Origin of the sequence: Pantoea sp. JKS000250 (assembly GCF_003201065.1) — a bacterium.
GTDB lineage: Bacteria > Pseudomonadota > Gammaproteobacteria > Enterobacterales > Enterobacteriaceae > Pantoea > Pantoea vagans.
In genome coordinates, this window is the sequence record NZ_QICZ01000001.1 from 3,004,737 (window position 1) to 3,018,008 (window position 13,272).

Consider the following 13,272-nt stretch of genomic DNA (forward strand, 5'->3'; position numbering starts at 1 on the left):
AGCAGATGATTAATTTTGCTCAGCGCAATGCGAAGTCAGTCACTCTCTGTGGCTAATTTTATAAGGCATATCGATTTCGATTAATTTGAACTTGCTCACATATAATCAATCATGATTGAATATAATCAAATACAGCGGCAATAGCCTGACAGGAGTGAGGATGGGCTCATCAGTATGGAAAACCCCGGTGCTGGTCATTGCCGATGACTTTACCGGTGCCAACGATGCAGGTAGTGGACTGGCACAGGCCGGCGCCCGTGTAGATGTGCTGTTCGGCACCGCCGTGCCGCAGCCCGACGAGGCGGCGGATGTGCTGGTAATCAGTACTGACAGCCGGGCGGTCAGCATCAGTCAGGCGGCAGAGCGCATCACGCAGGTGGTACAGCATTACGCGGCACAGTTTCAGCAGGGCTGGCTGTTCAAAAAGATCGACTCCACGCTGCGTGGCAACGTCGGTGCTGAAACGGTGGCGGCACTGCGCGCCAGCGGCAAAAGGCTGGCGCTGGTGGCACCGGCCGTGCCACGCCTGGGCCGCACCACACGTGAGGGCAGCGTGTGGGTCAATCAGCAGTTACTGACGGATACCGAATTTGCCAGCGATCCCAAAACCCCGATCCTCAGCGCCCGCATTCTCGATCAGATGCAGATCGACGGCATGGAGATCGATCTCGCCACGCTGCGCAGCGATCGGCTGGATGCCGTGCTGGCGGCTGCGCAGGGCGTGGTGGTGGTAGATGCCGAAACGGAGGCCGACCTGGCGCGACTCATTACCGCTGCGGCGCGGCTGGCAGAGAAGCCTCTGCTGGTCGGGGCCGCCGGATTAAGCGATGCGCTGGGTGCTGCGCTCTCAGTTCGTCCTTCTTGTCCTTCGCGGCCTGTGCTGGCGGTGGTGGGATCGATGAGTCGTCAGGCAGAGCAGCAGATCGCCACGCTGCTTAACCAGCAGGCAGTGGAAATCGTGGATGTTGATATTCGTCAGCTGTTTCAGCAGCCCGCCTGGTGTGGCCGGGATAGCTGGATTGAACAGGCGGCTGCCGCACTGCGCGCCGGTCGCCATACGGTAATCCGCACCTGCCAGCATGAATCGCAGCGACACGCGATCGAGGATCTCTGCCAGCAGCACCGCGTGACGCGCCAGCAGCTGGGCGAGGCAATCTGTCAGCTGCTGGGCGAAATGACGCTGAGTCTGTGCCAGGCACAGCTGCCGCATGCGCTCTATCTGTCGGGTGGCGATGTGGCGATTGCCGTCGCCCAGGCACTCGGCGCCAGCGGCTTTAAAATTCAGGGTCTGGTGGCGGGCTGTGTGCCGCATGGGGTTCTGCTTAACAGTGAATTTACTCTGCCGGTGATGACCAAAGCGGGTGGCTTTGGTGATGAAAATACTCTGGTAGCAGCCATTAGTTTTATTGAGGAGAAGTCGAGTGAGTAAAATTATTGCGATCACCATGGGCGATCCTGCGGGCATCAGCCCGGAAATCATTATCAAATCACTCAGTGAAGGTGAGCTGAATGGCATTCCTGCCGTGGTGATTGGCTGTGCCAGTACGCTGCGCCGTATTATGGCGATGAACATCACGCCACAGGCCGAGCTGCGGGTGCTGGATCGGGTACAGGATGCACGGTTTGCGCCCGGCATTATCAATGTGATCGATGAGCCGCTGGCCGATCCCGACGCGCTGAAACCTGGCGTGGTGCAGAAAGAGGCGGGGGATCTGGCATGGCGCTGCGTAAAGCGTGCCACCGAACTGGCACTGGCCGGTGAGGTGTATGCCATAGCCACCGCGCCGCTGAATAAAGAGGCGATGCATGCGGCGGGCCATCTCTATCCGGGGCACACCGAACTGCTGGCGCACCTGACTGACACCAAAGATTACGCTATGGTGCTCTATACCGATAAGCTGAAAGTCATTCATGTCACAACCCATATTGCGCTGCGTAAGTTCCTCGACACGCTCAACCAGACACGCATTAAAACCGTGATTGGTATGGCGGATACCTTCCTGCGTCGTGTCGGCTACAGCGCCCCGCGTATCGCCGTCGCGGGTGTTAATCCGCACGCTGGTGAGAACGGGCTGTTTGGCGACGAGGAGATCACCACCGTTGCCCCCGCGATTGAGGCGATGAAAGCGCAGGGGATTGATGTCTCCGGGCCTTGCCCGCCGGACACGGTGTTTCTGCAGTGCCAGGATGGACGCTATGACATGGTGGTGGCGATGTACCATGATCAGGGGCACATCCCGCTTAAACTGCTGGGCTTCTATGATGGCGTGAACATTACCGCAGGCCTGCCGTTTATCCGCACCTCTGCTGACCACGGCACGGCATTTGATATCGCCTGGACAGGTAAAGCGAAGTCTGACAGCATGGCGATCTCGATTAAACTCGCGATGCAGCTCGCATAGGGAAATATGAAGGGACAGAGCCGTCTTGACCAGATTATGGATTACCTGAAAAGCCATAATCTGGTGACTGTTGAGCAACTGGTCAGTGCGATTTCCGCCTCACCCGCCACGATTCGACGTGATTTAATTAAGCTGGATAAAGAGGGCGTGATCAGCCGCAGTCATGGCGGCGTCACCCTGAATCGTTTTATTCCTGCCCAGCCGACTACGCTGGAGAAAATGCAGCGGAACCTGGCCGAGAAGCAGGCGATCGCCGAGTGCGCCGCGAGCTTTGTCCGGGCGGGCGATGCGGTGGTGCTGGATGCAGGAACCACCATGCTGGAGCTGGCGCGACAGCTCACGCATCTGCCGCTGCGGGTCATTACGGCCGACCTGCACATTGCGCTGTTTCTGTCAGAATTTAAGCAGATTGAAGTGACCATTATTGGCGGGCGGATCGACGACTCCAGTCAGTCCTGTGTGGGCGAGCATGGACGGCGGTTGCTGCGCAGCATCAATCCCGATATTGCGTTTGTCAGCTGTAACTCCTGGAGCCTTGAGCGCGGTATTACCACGCCGACTGAAGAGAAAGCGGGGCTGAAACATGACCTGCTGGCCAATGCGGCGCGTCGGGTTCTGCTGGCGGACAGCAGTAAATATGGCTCCTGGTCGCTGTTCTGCGCGTCACCGGTGGATGATCTGACCGATGTAGTGACCGACAGCCGGTTAGACGAGGATGTCTGCCGCACGCTGCGCGAGCGCGGTATTACGCTGGCGCTGACCTCTGCCTGAACTGAACGCGCCGTGCTTCTCTGACCTTATCGTAAAGCAGGGCGAGAGCAGCACCGCGCGTTTATCTTCTGCAATCGCCATTAACGTGCGTAGGCGTCATGCTCTTCGCGCGTCATTGCCGGCGCGTCTAACGTAACCCGCTCAAACCTCAGATTCGTTACGCCCGCTATTTTACCAAACTCCTGCGCCTGCAGCGTGATGTCGCTGAAACTCAGCTGTTCGATTGGATTTTCCGGCGTGCCTTCAATAAAAAAGGCGCGGGAAAACACCGCAGCCTCAGTCAGGCTGCTGCTGATATGACTGATACTGATATTCTCAACCCGCGTCAGGCCAGCATCACCCGTGACGCCTGACGCCAGCTTACGCCAGTGCGAAGGCTGTTCGGTATCGGCAGGCTGTTCGCTGTAGCTGTACTGCGGGAACCAGTTCAGCTGCAGCATAAACGGATAACAGACATCCTCCATCTTCAGGTGGCGAACCACGATGTTTTTGATCCAGCCGCCGCGATTCCGGGCGGACTTGATGCGAAAGCCGACGCCGGTTCCAGAAAAGCGGTTATGTTCGATGATGACGTTTTCAATACCGCCAGAGGTTTCGCTGCCCAGGGTAATGCCCGAACCTTTCAGCAGGGTGCAGTCGCGAATAATGATATCGCGTGCGGTTCTCCCGAGCTGCTGTGCTTCCGCGCCGCGACCCGATTTCACGCAGATATTGTCGTCATTGCAGGAGACCGTACAGCCCTCCACACGCACTAACTGGCTGGAATCAATATCAATTCCATCGGTGCTGGGGCCGGTGGCGTTCATGACACGTAGCCTCTGCAGATTCACCTGTTTCGAATAGCAGACGTGCAGGTTCCAGAAGCCGGAATCCTGTGAGGTGAAGTCCTCCAGCGTCACGCATTCGCTCTCGTAAACCACTACGTTACGTGGACGCCTGCAGTCGTAATCCACCACCCAGCGCAGGCCGCGACGGGTATAGTCCGCCAGCATCCCGCTGTTTTCGTCGTCGCCCCAGAATTTATGCCACCAGACGGCACCCTGTCCGTCGAGCGTGCCGCTGCCGCAGACGGTGACGTTGCGGCAGTGATTGATGTTAAGCATCGCCGCGGGCCAGACCATATCAATGCCCGCCACGCGCGTAGGGATGTCCGGGTAGTCCTCCAGCCGCTGGCTGCCGAGCAGTACGGCATCTTTCGCCAGCTCCAGCGTCATCTCACTTTTCAGAAACAGCGCGCCGGTCAGAAAGCGGCCCGCTGGGATCAGTACCGTGTCGCCTGTTGATGCGCTATCAATCGCGCGCTGTATTGCCTGAGTGGAAAGTGAGGTGGCGTCCGGGACGGCAGCGAAATCAATAATGTTAATTCTTGCCATTTTTTTGCCTGTAGTGGTTGAGAAATGAGCGTTCAGCGCTGAAATTAGCACGCTCTGACAGGCAAATTATTGCTGGCGATCAGGGAATTACGGCAGTTGCCGTGATGAAAAGTCGGAGGGATAAGCGGGAAGAGACGCGCAGGTTTTTGGGTGTCACGCTGCGCGCCGGATCATCAGAGGGTCTTCAGGCCCACTGAGGGGATATTTCTGCCGTAGTAGATCTCACGCATCTCTTTCCACAGCAGGTCAGTAATACGCTTGTGCTCCTGCGGGCTGAGATCTTCCGGGCGGGTGTTAAACAGGTAGTGTTTCAGGTCAAACTCTTTCAGCAACATCTTGGTATGGAAGATGTTCTCCTGATAGACATTCACATCCACCATGTCATACATCGCTTTCATATCGTCAGACATGAAGTTCTGAATCGAATTGATCTCGTGATCGATAAAGTGCTTCATCCCTTTCACGTCACGGGTAAAGCCGCGCACCCGGTAATCGACGGTAACGATGTCTGACTCCAGCTGGTGGATCAGGTAGTTCAGCGCCTTGAGCGGTGAGATCACGCCGCAGGTTGAGACTTCAATGTCCGCGCGGAAGGTGCAGAGCCCGCCTTCAGGATGGCTTTCCGGATAGGTATGCACACAGATATGGCTTTTATCCAGATGCGCCACCACCGAATTGGGCAGCGGGCCGGGATGTTCGGAATTATCGATATCTTTGGGATCGATCGGCTCTTCGCTTACCAGAATCGTGACGCTGGCCCCCTGCGGTTCATAATCCTGGCGCGCAATATTAAGCACGTTAGCCCCGATAATAGAGCAGGTTTCGGTCAGGATTTCCGTCAGACGATTAGCGTTATATTGTTCATCAATGTAGGCGATATAACCATCGCGTTCAGCTTCAGTATTTGCATAGCAGATATCGTAAATACAAAAACTCAGGCTTTTCGTCAGGTTGTTGAAGCCATGTAGTTTTAGCTTTTGCAATTTTGTTCACCCCCTTAAAAATGCACTGTCAGCACGCGGCCCATAGCGCATTTAACAGATATTGTGGCAGGGCAAAGCTGCCGGTATGGATCGCTGGTGTGTAGTAACGGCAGGTCAGGCCAGCAGCCTCGAAACGCGCCTGCAGGGTGGCGGTATCGAGCTGGCGCAGCGCCGGATTATCACTCGCCCAGGCAAAGGTCATGATGCCGCCGTAATAGGTCGGAATCGCCGCCTGATAGAAACTGACATCCGCAAAGTAATGGCCCAGTTTGCGATGGCTGTTTACGGCCTCATCCTGCTGCAGGAAGCAGACGCCATTCTGCGCCACGAAGATGCCATTTTCATTAAGGGCCGCTTTGCAGCCGGCATAAAATTCGGAGGTAAACAGACTCTCGCCCGGACCAATCGGATCGGTGCAGTCGGAGATGATGACATCGAATTTTTCCTGCGTCTGATTAACGAAGTTAACCCCGTCATCGATCACCAGCGTAAAGCGCGGATCGTCATAGGCGCCTGCGCTGTGGTTCGGCAGATACTGGCGACAAAAGGTCACCACGCCTGCATCGATTTCCACCATGGTAATCTTTTCGATTTCCGGATGACGTGACACTTCACGCAGCATGGCGCCGTCACCACCGCCGATGATCAGGACGCTCTTCGCCGCGCCGTGCGCCAGCAGCGGAACGTGGGTCATCATTTCATGATAGATAAATTCGTCGCGTTCGGTGGTCTGCACCACGCCGTCCAGCGCCATTACGCGGCCCATCGCGGCATTTTCGAAAATGATTAAATCCTGATGCGCAGTCTTTTCACGGTACAGTTCTTTATCGACCGTGAAATACTGGCCAAAACCGGCATGAAGGGTTTCATACCACGTTTCATTATGGGCCATGGTGCTCTCCTCTGATGACATCGCCATGAAGATGGGCGGCACATGATAGCTAACACTGACCGTGGTTGCACGGTCAATGTCCGGCAGCAGAGGGCAGAGTAATTACCTGACGTAGGCCAGCAGGCTCAGTGAATCGCGGGCCAGTGACTTGCACTTTTTGTCGTTGGTGATGGCGATGCCGCTGAGATCGCGATAGCTGTCTTCACCCAGCGCTTTCATGTTGTAGTTGCTGTAGTTGCTTAAATCCCAGCGGTTCTGCTGAGCAAAAAAGACCAGCGCTTTGCGAATCTGTGCGTCCGGTAAATCCTGATAGCCACAATCATTTTTCAGATAGACGAAAACCGCCGTGAGATCGGCCAGATCTTCCGCTTCGGATTCGCTCAGGGCAAAACTGGTGGAGGAGAAGCCAAGGAGTCCCGTCAGCAGCAGGATCCTGATACTTTGCTTCATAGTCGTTCTCTTCAATGGATATTACTCATGACGTTAGCACAGTTATTCTCAGGTTTTCGATTAATTTGGCGCTGTGAGCCGCTGCACCGCCTTTTTTCATCAGATTCTCACGGCTAACACTTGACCTTCCCATAAGGTCAGGGTTTAGGCTGTGCGCTCTGATGCCACAAGGATGATCACCATGCAACGTCGCCACTTCCTGAAACTCACCGCCGCACTGAGTGCAGCCGGAGCCTTGCCGCTCTGGAGCCGTTCACTGATGGCAGCCACCCGTCCGCTGCTGCCGATTCCGTCACTGCTGGAAGCGGATGCCAGGGGCAGCTACAGCCTTACCGCGATGCAGGGCACCACGCAGTGGAACGGCAAAGCCGTGCCGACCTGGGGGTATAACGGCAGCCTGCTGGGACCGGTGCTGAAGTTGCAGAGTGGCAAACCGGTGACGGTGAATATCCATAACCGGCTCAGCGAAGCGACTACCCTGCACTGGCACGGGCTGGAAATCCCCGGCGCGGTAGATGGTGGTCCGCAGGCCGTGATTGCGCCTGGTGCTTCGCGTCAGGTCTCTTTTACCCCTGACCAGCCCGCTGCAACCTGCTGGTATCACCCGCATCTGCATGGCAAAACCGGGCATCAGGTCGCACAGGGACTCGCAGGACTGATTCTGCTGGAAGACAAGGAGAGCGGCACGCTGCGCCTGCCCACGCAGTGGGGCGTGGATGATGTGCCACTGATTTTCCAGGATAAACAGCTGACCAAAGATGGGCACCTTATCGATTATCAGCTCGACGTGATGCGCGCGGCCGTGGGCTGGTTTGGCGACATGATGCTCACCAACGGCGTGCAGTATCCGCAGCATGCGGTGCCGCGCGGCTGGCTGCGTCTGCGTCTGCTGAACGGCTGTAATGCCCGTTCGCTGCACGTTGCCGCCAGTGATAAACGCCCTCTTTATGTGATCGCCAGCGACGGTGGCCTGCTGGCTGAGCCGGTGAAGCTCGACGCACTGCCGATCCTGCCGGGCGAGCGTTTCGAGGTGATGATCGATACTTCTGACGGTAAAGCGTTTGATCTGGTGACGCTGCCGACCGGACAGATGGGCATGACGCTGCCGCCGTTTGACCAGCCGCTGCCGCTGGTACAGATCCTGCCGCTGCGGGTGATGGCCAGCGCCACGCTGCCGGATAAGCTGGCAACGCTGCCTGCGCTACCCGCCACCGACGGACTGACGACGCGCTGGCTGCAGCTGATGATGGACCCGCAGCTGGACCAGCAGGGAATGCAGGCATTAATGCAGCGCTACGGCGAGAAAGCGATGGGCAAGGGCGGTCATCATTCGATGCCGGAGAAAACGGCTGACGAGCCGATGCCGCCGATGGAAAACATGGAAGGGATGGATCACAGCATGCACGGCATGGCGAAGCCCGCCGTTTACGATTTCCGCAACGGCAATAAGATCAACGGCCAGGCCTTTGATATGACGAAGCCGTCATTTGCGGTGAAGCTGGGTGATTATGAGAAGTGGACGATTTCAGGGGAAGGTGACGCCATGCTGCATCCGTTCCATATTCACGGCACCCAGTTCCGCATTCTCTCCGAGAACGGCAAACCGCCCGCCCCGCATCGGCAGGGCTGGAAAGATATGGTGAATGTCGACGGCTGGCGCAGTGAAGTGCTGGTGCGCTTCAACTATGTCGCCGCCGCCGAACACGCTTACATGGCCCACTGTCATCTGCTGGAGCATGAAGACACCGGCATGATGCTGGGCTTTACTGTGAGCTGATTACGCCTGAACGAGCGCCAGCCTGATATCTTCAATCAGGTCACCGGCGTTCTCGATGCCAATCGACAGCCGCACCGTGGCGTCCGTGATACCAATACGCTGACGCACCGCCTGCGGCACGCCGGAGTGGGTGGTGCTGCCAGGATGGCTGGCCAGCGACTCGGTTCCACCCAGGCTCACCGCCTGTTTAAACAGCGACAGCGCATTGAGAAAACGGAACGCAGCGGGCTGATCGCCGACGATATCAAACGAGAAGGTCGAACCTGCGCCGCTGCACTGTTCGCGATACGTTTTCCCTTCGGCGCTCTCCGCATCCAGATAGGGCAGCCAGTGCAGCTTCGCCACTTTCGGGTGATCGCGCAGAAACGCCGCGACCGCTTCTGCATTGTGAAAGGCTTTCTCCATCCGCAACGATAATGTTTCCAGTGAGCGGCTGAGCATCCAGCTTGAGTGCGGATCCAGTTGCGTACCGATGGCGCTGCGCAGGGCGCGTACTTTCGCCATCAGCGCCTTACTGCCCATCGCCGCGCCCGCAATCAGGTCAGAGTGACCGCCCACATATTTGGTCAGCGAGTAGAGCGAGAGATCCGCGCCCAGCGTCAGCGGCTGCTGGAACAGCGGGCCGAGCAGGGTGTTATCACAGGCGATAATTGGTCGTGAACCCTGCTGCTGGTCAATCTCATCGGCGATGCGCGCCATCAGGCGGATATTGACCAGGCTGTTGGTGGGATTTGCGGGTGTTTCAATCAGGATCACCGCCACCCGGCCCTGGGCCATCGCCTGCTGAGCGGCTTCACGCACTTTGACTTCATCATTCCCGTCGCTGAAACCAACCGCTTTAATATCCAGATTGTGCAGCGTTTTGCTGAGCAGCGTTTCGGTGCCGCCATACAGGGGCTGCGAGTGCAGGATCACCTCGCCCGGGCGGGCAAACGTCAGCAGGGCCGTGGAGATGGCGGCCATACCGGAAGAGAAGAGCGAACAGCTCTCCGCCTGCTCATAAACCGCCAGCCGGTCTTCAACAATTTCGCTGTTAGGATGGTTAAAGCGGGAGTAGACCAGCCCACCCGATTTACCTTCCGGCGGCTCACGACGACCTGAGACATAATCAAAGAAGTCCCGTCCCTCTTCGGCGCTGTTAAAAACAAAGGTTGAAGTCAGAAACACCGGCGGCTTCACCGCACCTTCAGAGAGGCGGGGATCATAGCCATAGTTCAGCATCTGGGTTTCGGGGTGCAGCGGCCTGTCGCCGATATGCGTCTTTTTGCTTGATGATGAAGTCATTGTGATCTCCGGCCAGCGGCGCGAGTAGGGTAACGATCTGTTGGATAAAGGCTACCACGCAGCGAATCATGCTGGTAAATGCCAGAATGTTCTAAGGTAATGCGCATTTCAGCCAGCCGCCGGCAGCAGGGAATAATTTTCACGACGTAATCGTTTGCTCAGGAGCCGGCAGAGCCCTCATAGCTGCGTCTGTGGTAGACTTCGGGGCTTTTCTGACGTAACCGGGCTGAACGCAATGAAACACACTGTTGAAGTGATGATCCCTGAAGAGGCAATCGCCACGCGCATCGCTGAACTGGGCAAAGAGATTAACGAGCACTACCGCGACAGCGGCAGCGATATGGTGCTGGTGGGGCTGCTGCGCGGCTCATTCATGTTCATGGCTGATCTCTGTCGCGCCATTGATGTGCCGCATGAAGTCGACTTTATGACGGCGTCCAGTTACGGCAGCGGCATGTCCAGCACGCGTGATGTGAAAATCCTGAAAGATCTGGATGAAGACATTCGTGGCAAGGATGTGCTGATCGTCGAAGATATCATCGACTCCGGCAACACCCTGAGCAAAGTGCGTGAGATTCTGCAGCTGCGTCATCCAAAATCACTGGCGATCTGTACCCTGCTGGATAAGCCAGAGCGCCGTGAAGTTGAAGTCAATGTCGAGTATGTCGGCTTTGCCATTCCGGATGAGTTCGTGGTGGGCTTTGGTATCGACTACGCTCAGCACTATCGCCATCTGCCTTACATCGGCAAAGTGGTGCCGCTGGAATCCTGATACTGCTCTGACCGCACATTCTTCCAAGGCCTGCACCCGATGCCTGGTGTAGGCTATGTCGCACTTTACGCCGCGATCGGCTCAGGCCTCGCCGTTCATCTGCAGATTAGCAATGCCGTGACGGTAGCGCTGTTCAAGGATCTCCCGGCTGTTTGCCGTGACATCCAGGTTACGCAGACAGCCATCCTGAATGCCGTAAACCCAGCCGTGCAGGGAGACATCCTTGCCACGTTTCCAGGCTGACTGCAGGACGGTCGAGTGCCCCAGGTTATAGACTTGTTCAATAACGTTGATTTCGCACAGCTTGTCCAGGCGCTTATCCGGCGGGAGTTCCCCCAGCAACACGCTATGCTTGTACCAGAGGTCGCGGATGTGCAGCAGCCAGTTGTCGATTAACCCCAGCTCCGGGTTATCCATCGCCGCCTGCACGCCGCCGCAGCCGTAGTGGCCGCATACGATAACGTGTTCCACTTCCAGCACTTCGATAGCGTACTGCACCACGGACAGACAGTTCAGATCGGTGTGGATAACCAGATTGGCAACGTTGCGGTGAACGAAGAGCTCGCCCGGTTCCAGTCCGGTCAGGCGCTCGGCAGGGACTCGGCTGTCAGAGCAGCCAATCCACAGGAAGCGCGGTTTTTGTGCCTGGGCGAGCCGCTCAAAAAAGCTGGGATCTTCTTCAACCAGCAGTTTTGACCATTCGCGGTTGTTTCTGATCAGGGTATTGATGTCTGTCATGGCGTTGAGCGACCGGTTACTGCGCAAAGTGCGCGCGCGTACTATATGCCAGGGCCTGATAAATTTAAACGGCATTGCAATGCCATCAAAACAGGGTATGGATGCAGAATGACTTATGCACTGGAACTTTCCCGGCTGACCAAGACCTATCCCGGCGGCGTGCAGGCGCTAAAGGGCATCGATCTTAACGTTGAAGCGGGTGATTTTTATGCACTGCTGGGGCCAAACGGTGCCGGTAAATCGACCACCATCGGGATTATCAGTTCGCTGGTCAATAAATCCGAAGGTAGCGTGCGGGTGTTTGGCTACGATTTAGAAAAAGATGTGGTGAATGCCAAGCGCCAGCTCGGCCTGGTGCCGCAGGAGTTTAACTTCAACCCGTTTGAGACGGTGATGCAGATCGTCGTGAATCAGGCGGGTTACTACGGCGTTGAGCGTCGTGAAGCCAATGAGCGTGCGGAAAAATATCTGAAGCAGCTCGACCTGTGGGGAAAACGCAGCGAACGTGCGCGCATGCTCTCCGGCGGGATGAAGCGCCGCCTGATGATCGCCCGAGCACTGATGCACGAGCCAAAACTGCTGATTCTGGATGAGCCGACAGCTGGCGTGGATATCGAACTGCGTCGCTCAATGTGGGTGTTCCTGAAAGATCTCAATGCCAAAGGCACTACCATCATTCTCACCACCCACTATCTGGAAGAAGCTGAGATGCTGTGCCGTAACATCGGCATCATCCAGAGCGGTGAGTTGGTGGAAAACACCTCGATGAAAGAACTGCTGTCCAAGCTCAAATCAGAAACCTTTATCCTGGATCTGGCACCGCGCAGTCCGCTGCCGAAACTGGAGGGCTTCCAGTACCGGCTGACCGATACCTCAACGCTGGAAGTGGAAGTGCTGCGTGAGCAGGGCCTTAACAGCGTCTTCAGCCAGCTGAGTGCGCAGGGTGTGCAGGTGCTGAGTATGCGCAATAAAGCCAACCGTCTGGAAGAGCTGTTCGTTGGCCTGACGACGCAGGGAAAAACAGGAGCAAAAGCATGACACATTTGTACTGGGTGGCGCTGAAAAGCATCTGGGCCAAAGAGGTTAACCGTTTCGCCCGTATCTGGATCCAGACGCTGGTGCCGCCGGTCATCACCATGACGCTCTATTTCATCATTTTTGGCAACCTGATCGGGTCGCGCATTGGTGAGATGCACGGCTTCAGCTATATGCAGTTCATTGTGCCGGGATTGATCATGATGGCGGTGATCACCAACGCCTACGCCAACGTGGCATCATCGTTCTTCAGTGCCAAGTTCCAGCGCAACATTGAAGAGCTGCTCGTTGCACCCGTGCCGACCCACATTATCATTGCTGGCTATGTAGGCGGCGGTGTGGCGCGTGGCGTCTGCGTCGGCATTCTGGTGACGGCCATCTCGCTGTTCTTTGTGCCGTTTCATGTGCACTCCTGGTCGATGGTGGCGATCACGCTGCTGCTGACCGCGATTCTGTTTTCACTGGCCGGTCTGCTCAACGCCGTCTTTGCGCGCACCTTTGACGACATCAGCCTGATCCCGACCTTTGTGCTGACGCCACTGACCTATCTGGGCGGCGTATTCTATTCGCTGAGTCTGCTGCCGCCGATCTGGCAGGCTGTCTCTAAACTGAACCCAATCGTTTATATGATTAGCGGATTCCGTTATGGCTTCCTGGGTATTAATGATGTGCCACTGGTCTTTACGCTCTCGGTACTGGTGGCCTTTATTCTGGTGTTCTACTGGCTGGTCTATGCGCTGATTCAGCGCGGACGCGGACTGCGCACCTGACAATACGTTGAATGGTAAGGGCCAC

The 13,272-nt window shown here is 56.6% G+C and carries 13 protein-coding genes; 7 read left to right on the forward strand and 6 right to left on the reverse strand.

What is annotated here, in order from left to right:
* The first annotated feature begins 160 nt into the window (after positions 1-160).
* Genes dtnK through BY447_RS14135 form a run of 3 tightly spaced genes read left to right on the forward strand, consistent with a single transcriptional unit; the run spans position 161 to position 3,173 of the window.
* The gene (gene dtnK / locus BY447_RS14125; protein ID WP_110331376.1) at positions 161-1,429 is read left to right on the forward strand and encodes a D-threonate kinase; all 1,269 of its coding nucleotides are present in this window, start codon (positions 161-163) and stop codon (positions 1,427-1,429) included.
* Positions 1,422-2,402, forward strand: coding sequence for a D-threonate 4-phosphate dehydrogenase (locus BY447_RS14130; RefSeq protein WP_110331377.1), 981 nt, complete (start codon positions 1,422-1,424; stop codon positions 2,400-2,402). The genes dtnK and BY447_RS14130 overlap by 8 nt, the downstream gene beginning before the upstream one ends.
* 6 nt (positions 2,403-2,408) lie before the next feature.
* On the forward strand, positions 2,409-3,173 hold the full coding sequence (locus tag BY447_RS14135) for a DeoR/GlpR family DNA-binding transcription regulator (protein ID WP_013356803.1): 765 nt from the start codon (positions 2,409-2,411) through the stop codon (positions 3,171-3,173).
* An 80-nt stretch (positions 3,174-3,253) separates the two neighbouring features.
* Here BY447_RS14135 and BY447_RS14140 read toward each other — a convergent pair whose 3' ends face one another.
* The 4 genes from BY447_RS14140 to BY447_RS14155 all read right to left on the reverse strand — a co-directional run bounded on the left by BY447_RS14140 (position 3,254) and on the right by BY447_RS14155 (position 6,871).
* Positions 3,254-4,546 (reverse strand): glycoside hydrolase family 28 protein, encoded by a 1,293-nt coding sequence (locus BY447_RS14140; RefSeq protein ID WP_110331378.1) that lies wholly within the window; start codon positions 4,544-4,546, stop codon positions 3,254-3,256.
* A 173-nt stretch (positions 4,547-4,719) separates the two neighbouring features.
* Positions 4,720-5,529: an adenosylmethionine decarboxylase gene (gene speD, locus BY447_RS14145; RefSeq protein ID WP_003854677.1), complete on the reverse strand. Its 810-nt coding sequence runs from the start codon at positions 5,527-5,529 to the stop codon at positions 4,720-4,722.
* Positions 5,530-5,557: 28 nt separating this feature from the next.
* Positions 5,558-6,421, reverse strand: coding sequence for a polyamine aminopropyltransferase (gene speE / locus BY447_RS14150; RefSeq protein ID WP_110331379.1), 864 nt, complete (start codon positions 6,419-6,421; stop codon positions 5,558-5,560).
* Between the two features lie 102 nt (positions 6,422-6,523).
* Positions 6,524-6,871: a YacC family pilotin-like protein gene (locus BY447_RS14155; RefSeq protein ID WP_003854673.1), complete on the reverse strand. Its 348-nt coding sequence runs from the start codon at positions 6,869-6,871 to the stop codon at positions 6,524-6,526.
* A gap of 181 nt (positions 6,872-7,052) precedes the next feature.
* Here BY447_RS14155 and cueO point away from each other — a divergent pair, with 181 nt between their 5' ends.
* Positions 7,053-8,648 carry a multicopper oxidase CueO gene (gene cueO / locus BY447_RS14160; protein WP_110331380.1) on the forward strand — a complete coding sequence of 532 codons (1,596 nt, stop codon included), beginning with the start codon at positions 7,053-7,055 and terminating at the stop codon, positions 8,646-8,648.
* Here the strand turns inward: cueO and BY447_RS14165 are convergent, their stop codons facing one another.
* Positions 8,649-9,932: a cystathionine gamma-synthase family protein gene (locus BY447_RS14165; RefSeq protein WP_110331381.1), complete on the reverse strand. Its 1,284-nt coding sequence runs from the start codon at positions 9,930-9,932 to the stop codon at positions 8,649-8,651.
* Positions 9,933-10,167: 235 nt separating this feature from the next.
* Here BY447_RS14165 and hpt point away from each other — a divergent pair, with 235 nt between their 5' ends.
* On the forward strand, positions 10,168-10,704 hold the full coding sequence (gene hpt, locus BY447_RS14170) for a hypoxanthine phosphoribosyltransferase (protein ID WP_110331382.1): 537 nt from the start codon (positions 10,168-10,170) through the stop codon (positions 10,702-10,704).
* Between the two features lie 81 nt (positions 10,705-10,785).
* On the opposite strand, the gene can is transcribed toward hpt, so the two are convergent.
* Positions 10,786-11,442, reverse strand: a complete 657-nt coding sequence (gene can, locus BY447_RS14175) for a carbonate dehydratase (RefSeq protein WP_033784496.1) — start codon at positions 11,440-11,442, stop codon at positions 10,786-10,788.
* 108 nt (positions 11,443-11,550) lie between these two features.
* Here can and BY447_RS14180 point away from each other — a divergent pair, with 108 nt between their 5' ends.
* Both BY447_RS14180 and BY447_RS14185 read left to right on the forward strand, forming a co-directional pair.
* Positions 11,551-12,480, forward strand: a complete 930-nt coding sequence (locus tag BY447_RS14180; protein ID WP_033731601.1) for an ABC transporter ATP-binding protein — start codon at positions 11,551-11,553, stop codon at positions 12,478-12,480.
* Complete coding sequence (locus BY447_RS14185; protein ID WP_013356813.1) at positions 12,477-13,247, forward strand: ABC transporter permease; 771 nt, start codon at positions 12,477-12,479, stop codon at positions 13,245-13,247. Before BY447_RS14180 ends, BY447_RS14185 begins: the two co-directional genes overlap by 4 nt.
* Positions 13,248-13,272: the final 25 nt, after the last annotated feature.

Excerpts from the sequence above, each read along its gene's own strand:
- BY447_RS14185 (WP_013356813.1), top strand. The coding sequence starts at position 12,477 with ATGACACATTTGTACTGGGTGGCGCTGAAAAGCATCTGGGCCAAAGAG.
- speE (WP_110331379.1), bottom strand. The coding sequence starts at position 6,421 with ATGGCCCATAATGAAACGTGGTATGAAACCCTTCATGCCGGTTTTGGC.
- BY447_RS14140 (WP_110331378.1), bottom strand. The coding sequence starts at position 4,546 with ATGGCAAGAATTAACATTATTGATTTCGCTGCCGTCCCGGACGCCACC.
- BY447_RS14155 (WP_003854673.1), bottom strand. The coding sequence starts at position 6,871 with ATGAAGCAAAGTATCAGGATCCTGCTGCTGACGGGACTCCTTGGCTTC.
- BY447_RS14165 (WP_110331381.1), bottom strand. The coding sequence starts at position 9,932 with ATGACTTCATCATCAAGCAAAAAGACGCATATCGGCGACAGGCCGCTG.
- BY447_RS14180 (WP_033731601.1), top strand. The coding sequence starts at position 11,551 with ATGACTTATGCACTGGAACTTTCCCGGCTGACCAAGACCTATCCCGGC.
- can (WP_033784496.1), bottom strand. The coding sequence starts at position 11,442 with ATGACAGACATCAATACCCTGATCAGAAACAACCGCGAATGGTCAAAA.
- BY447_RS14135 (WP_013356803.1), top strand. The coding sequence starts at position 2,409 with ATGAAGGGACAGAGCCGTCTTGACCAGATTATGGATTACCTGAAAAGC.
- dtnK (WP_110331376.1), top strand. The coding sequence starts at position 161 with ATGGGCTCATCAGTATGGAAAACCCCGGTGCTGGTCATTGCCGATGAC.
- hpt (WP_110331382.1), top strand. The coding sequence starts at position 10,168 with ATGAAACACACTGTTGAAGTGATGATCCCTGAAGAGGCAATCGCCACG.
- cueO (WP_110331380.1), top strand. The coding sequence starts at position 7,053 with ATGCAACGTCGCCACTTCCTGAAACTCACCGCCGCACTGAGTGCAGCC.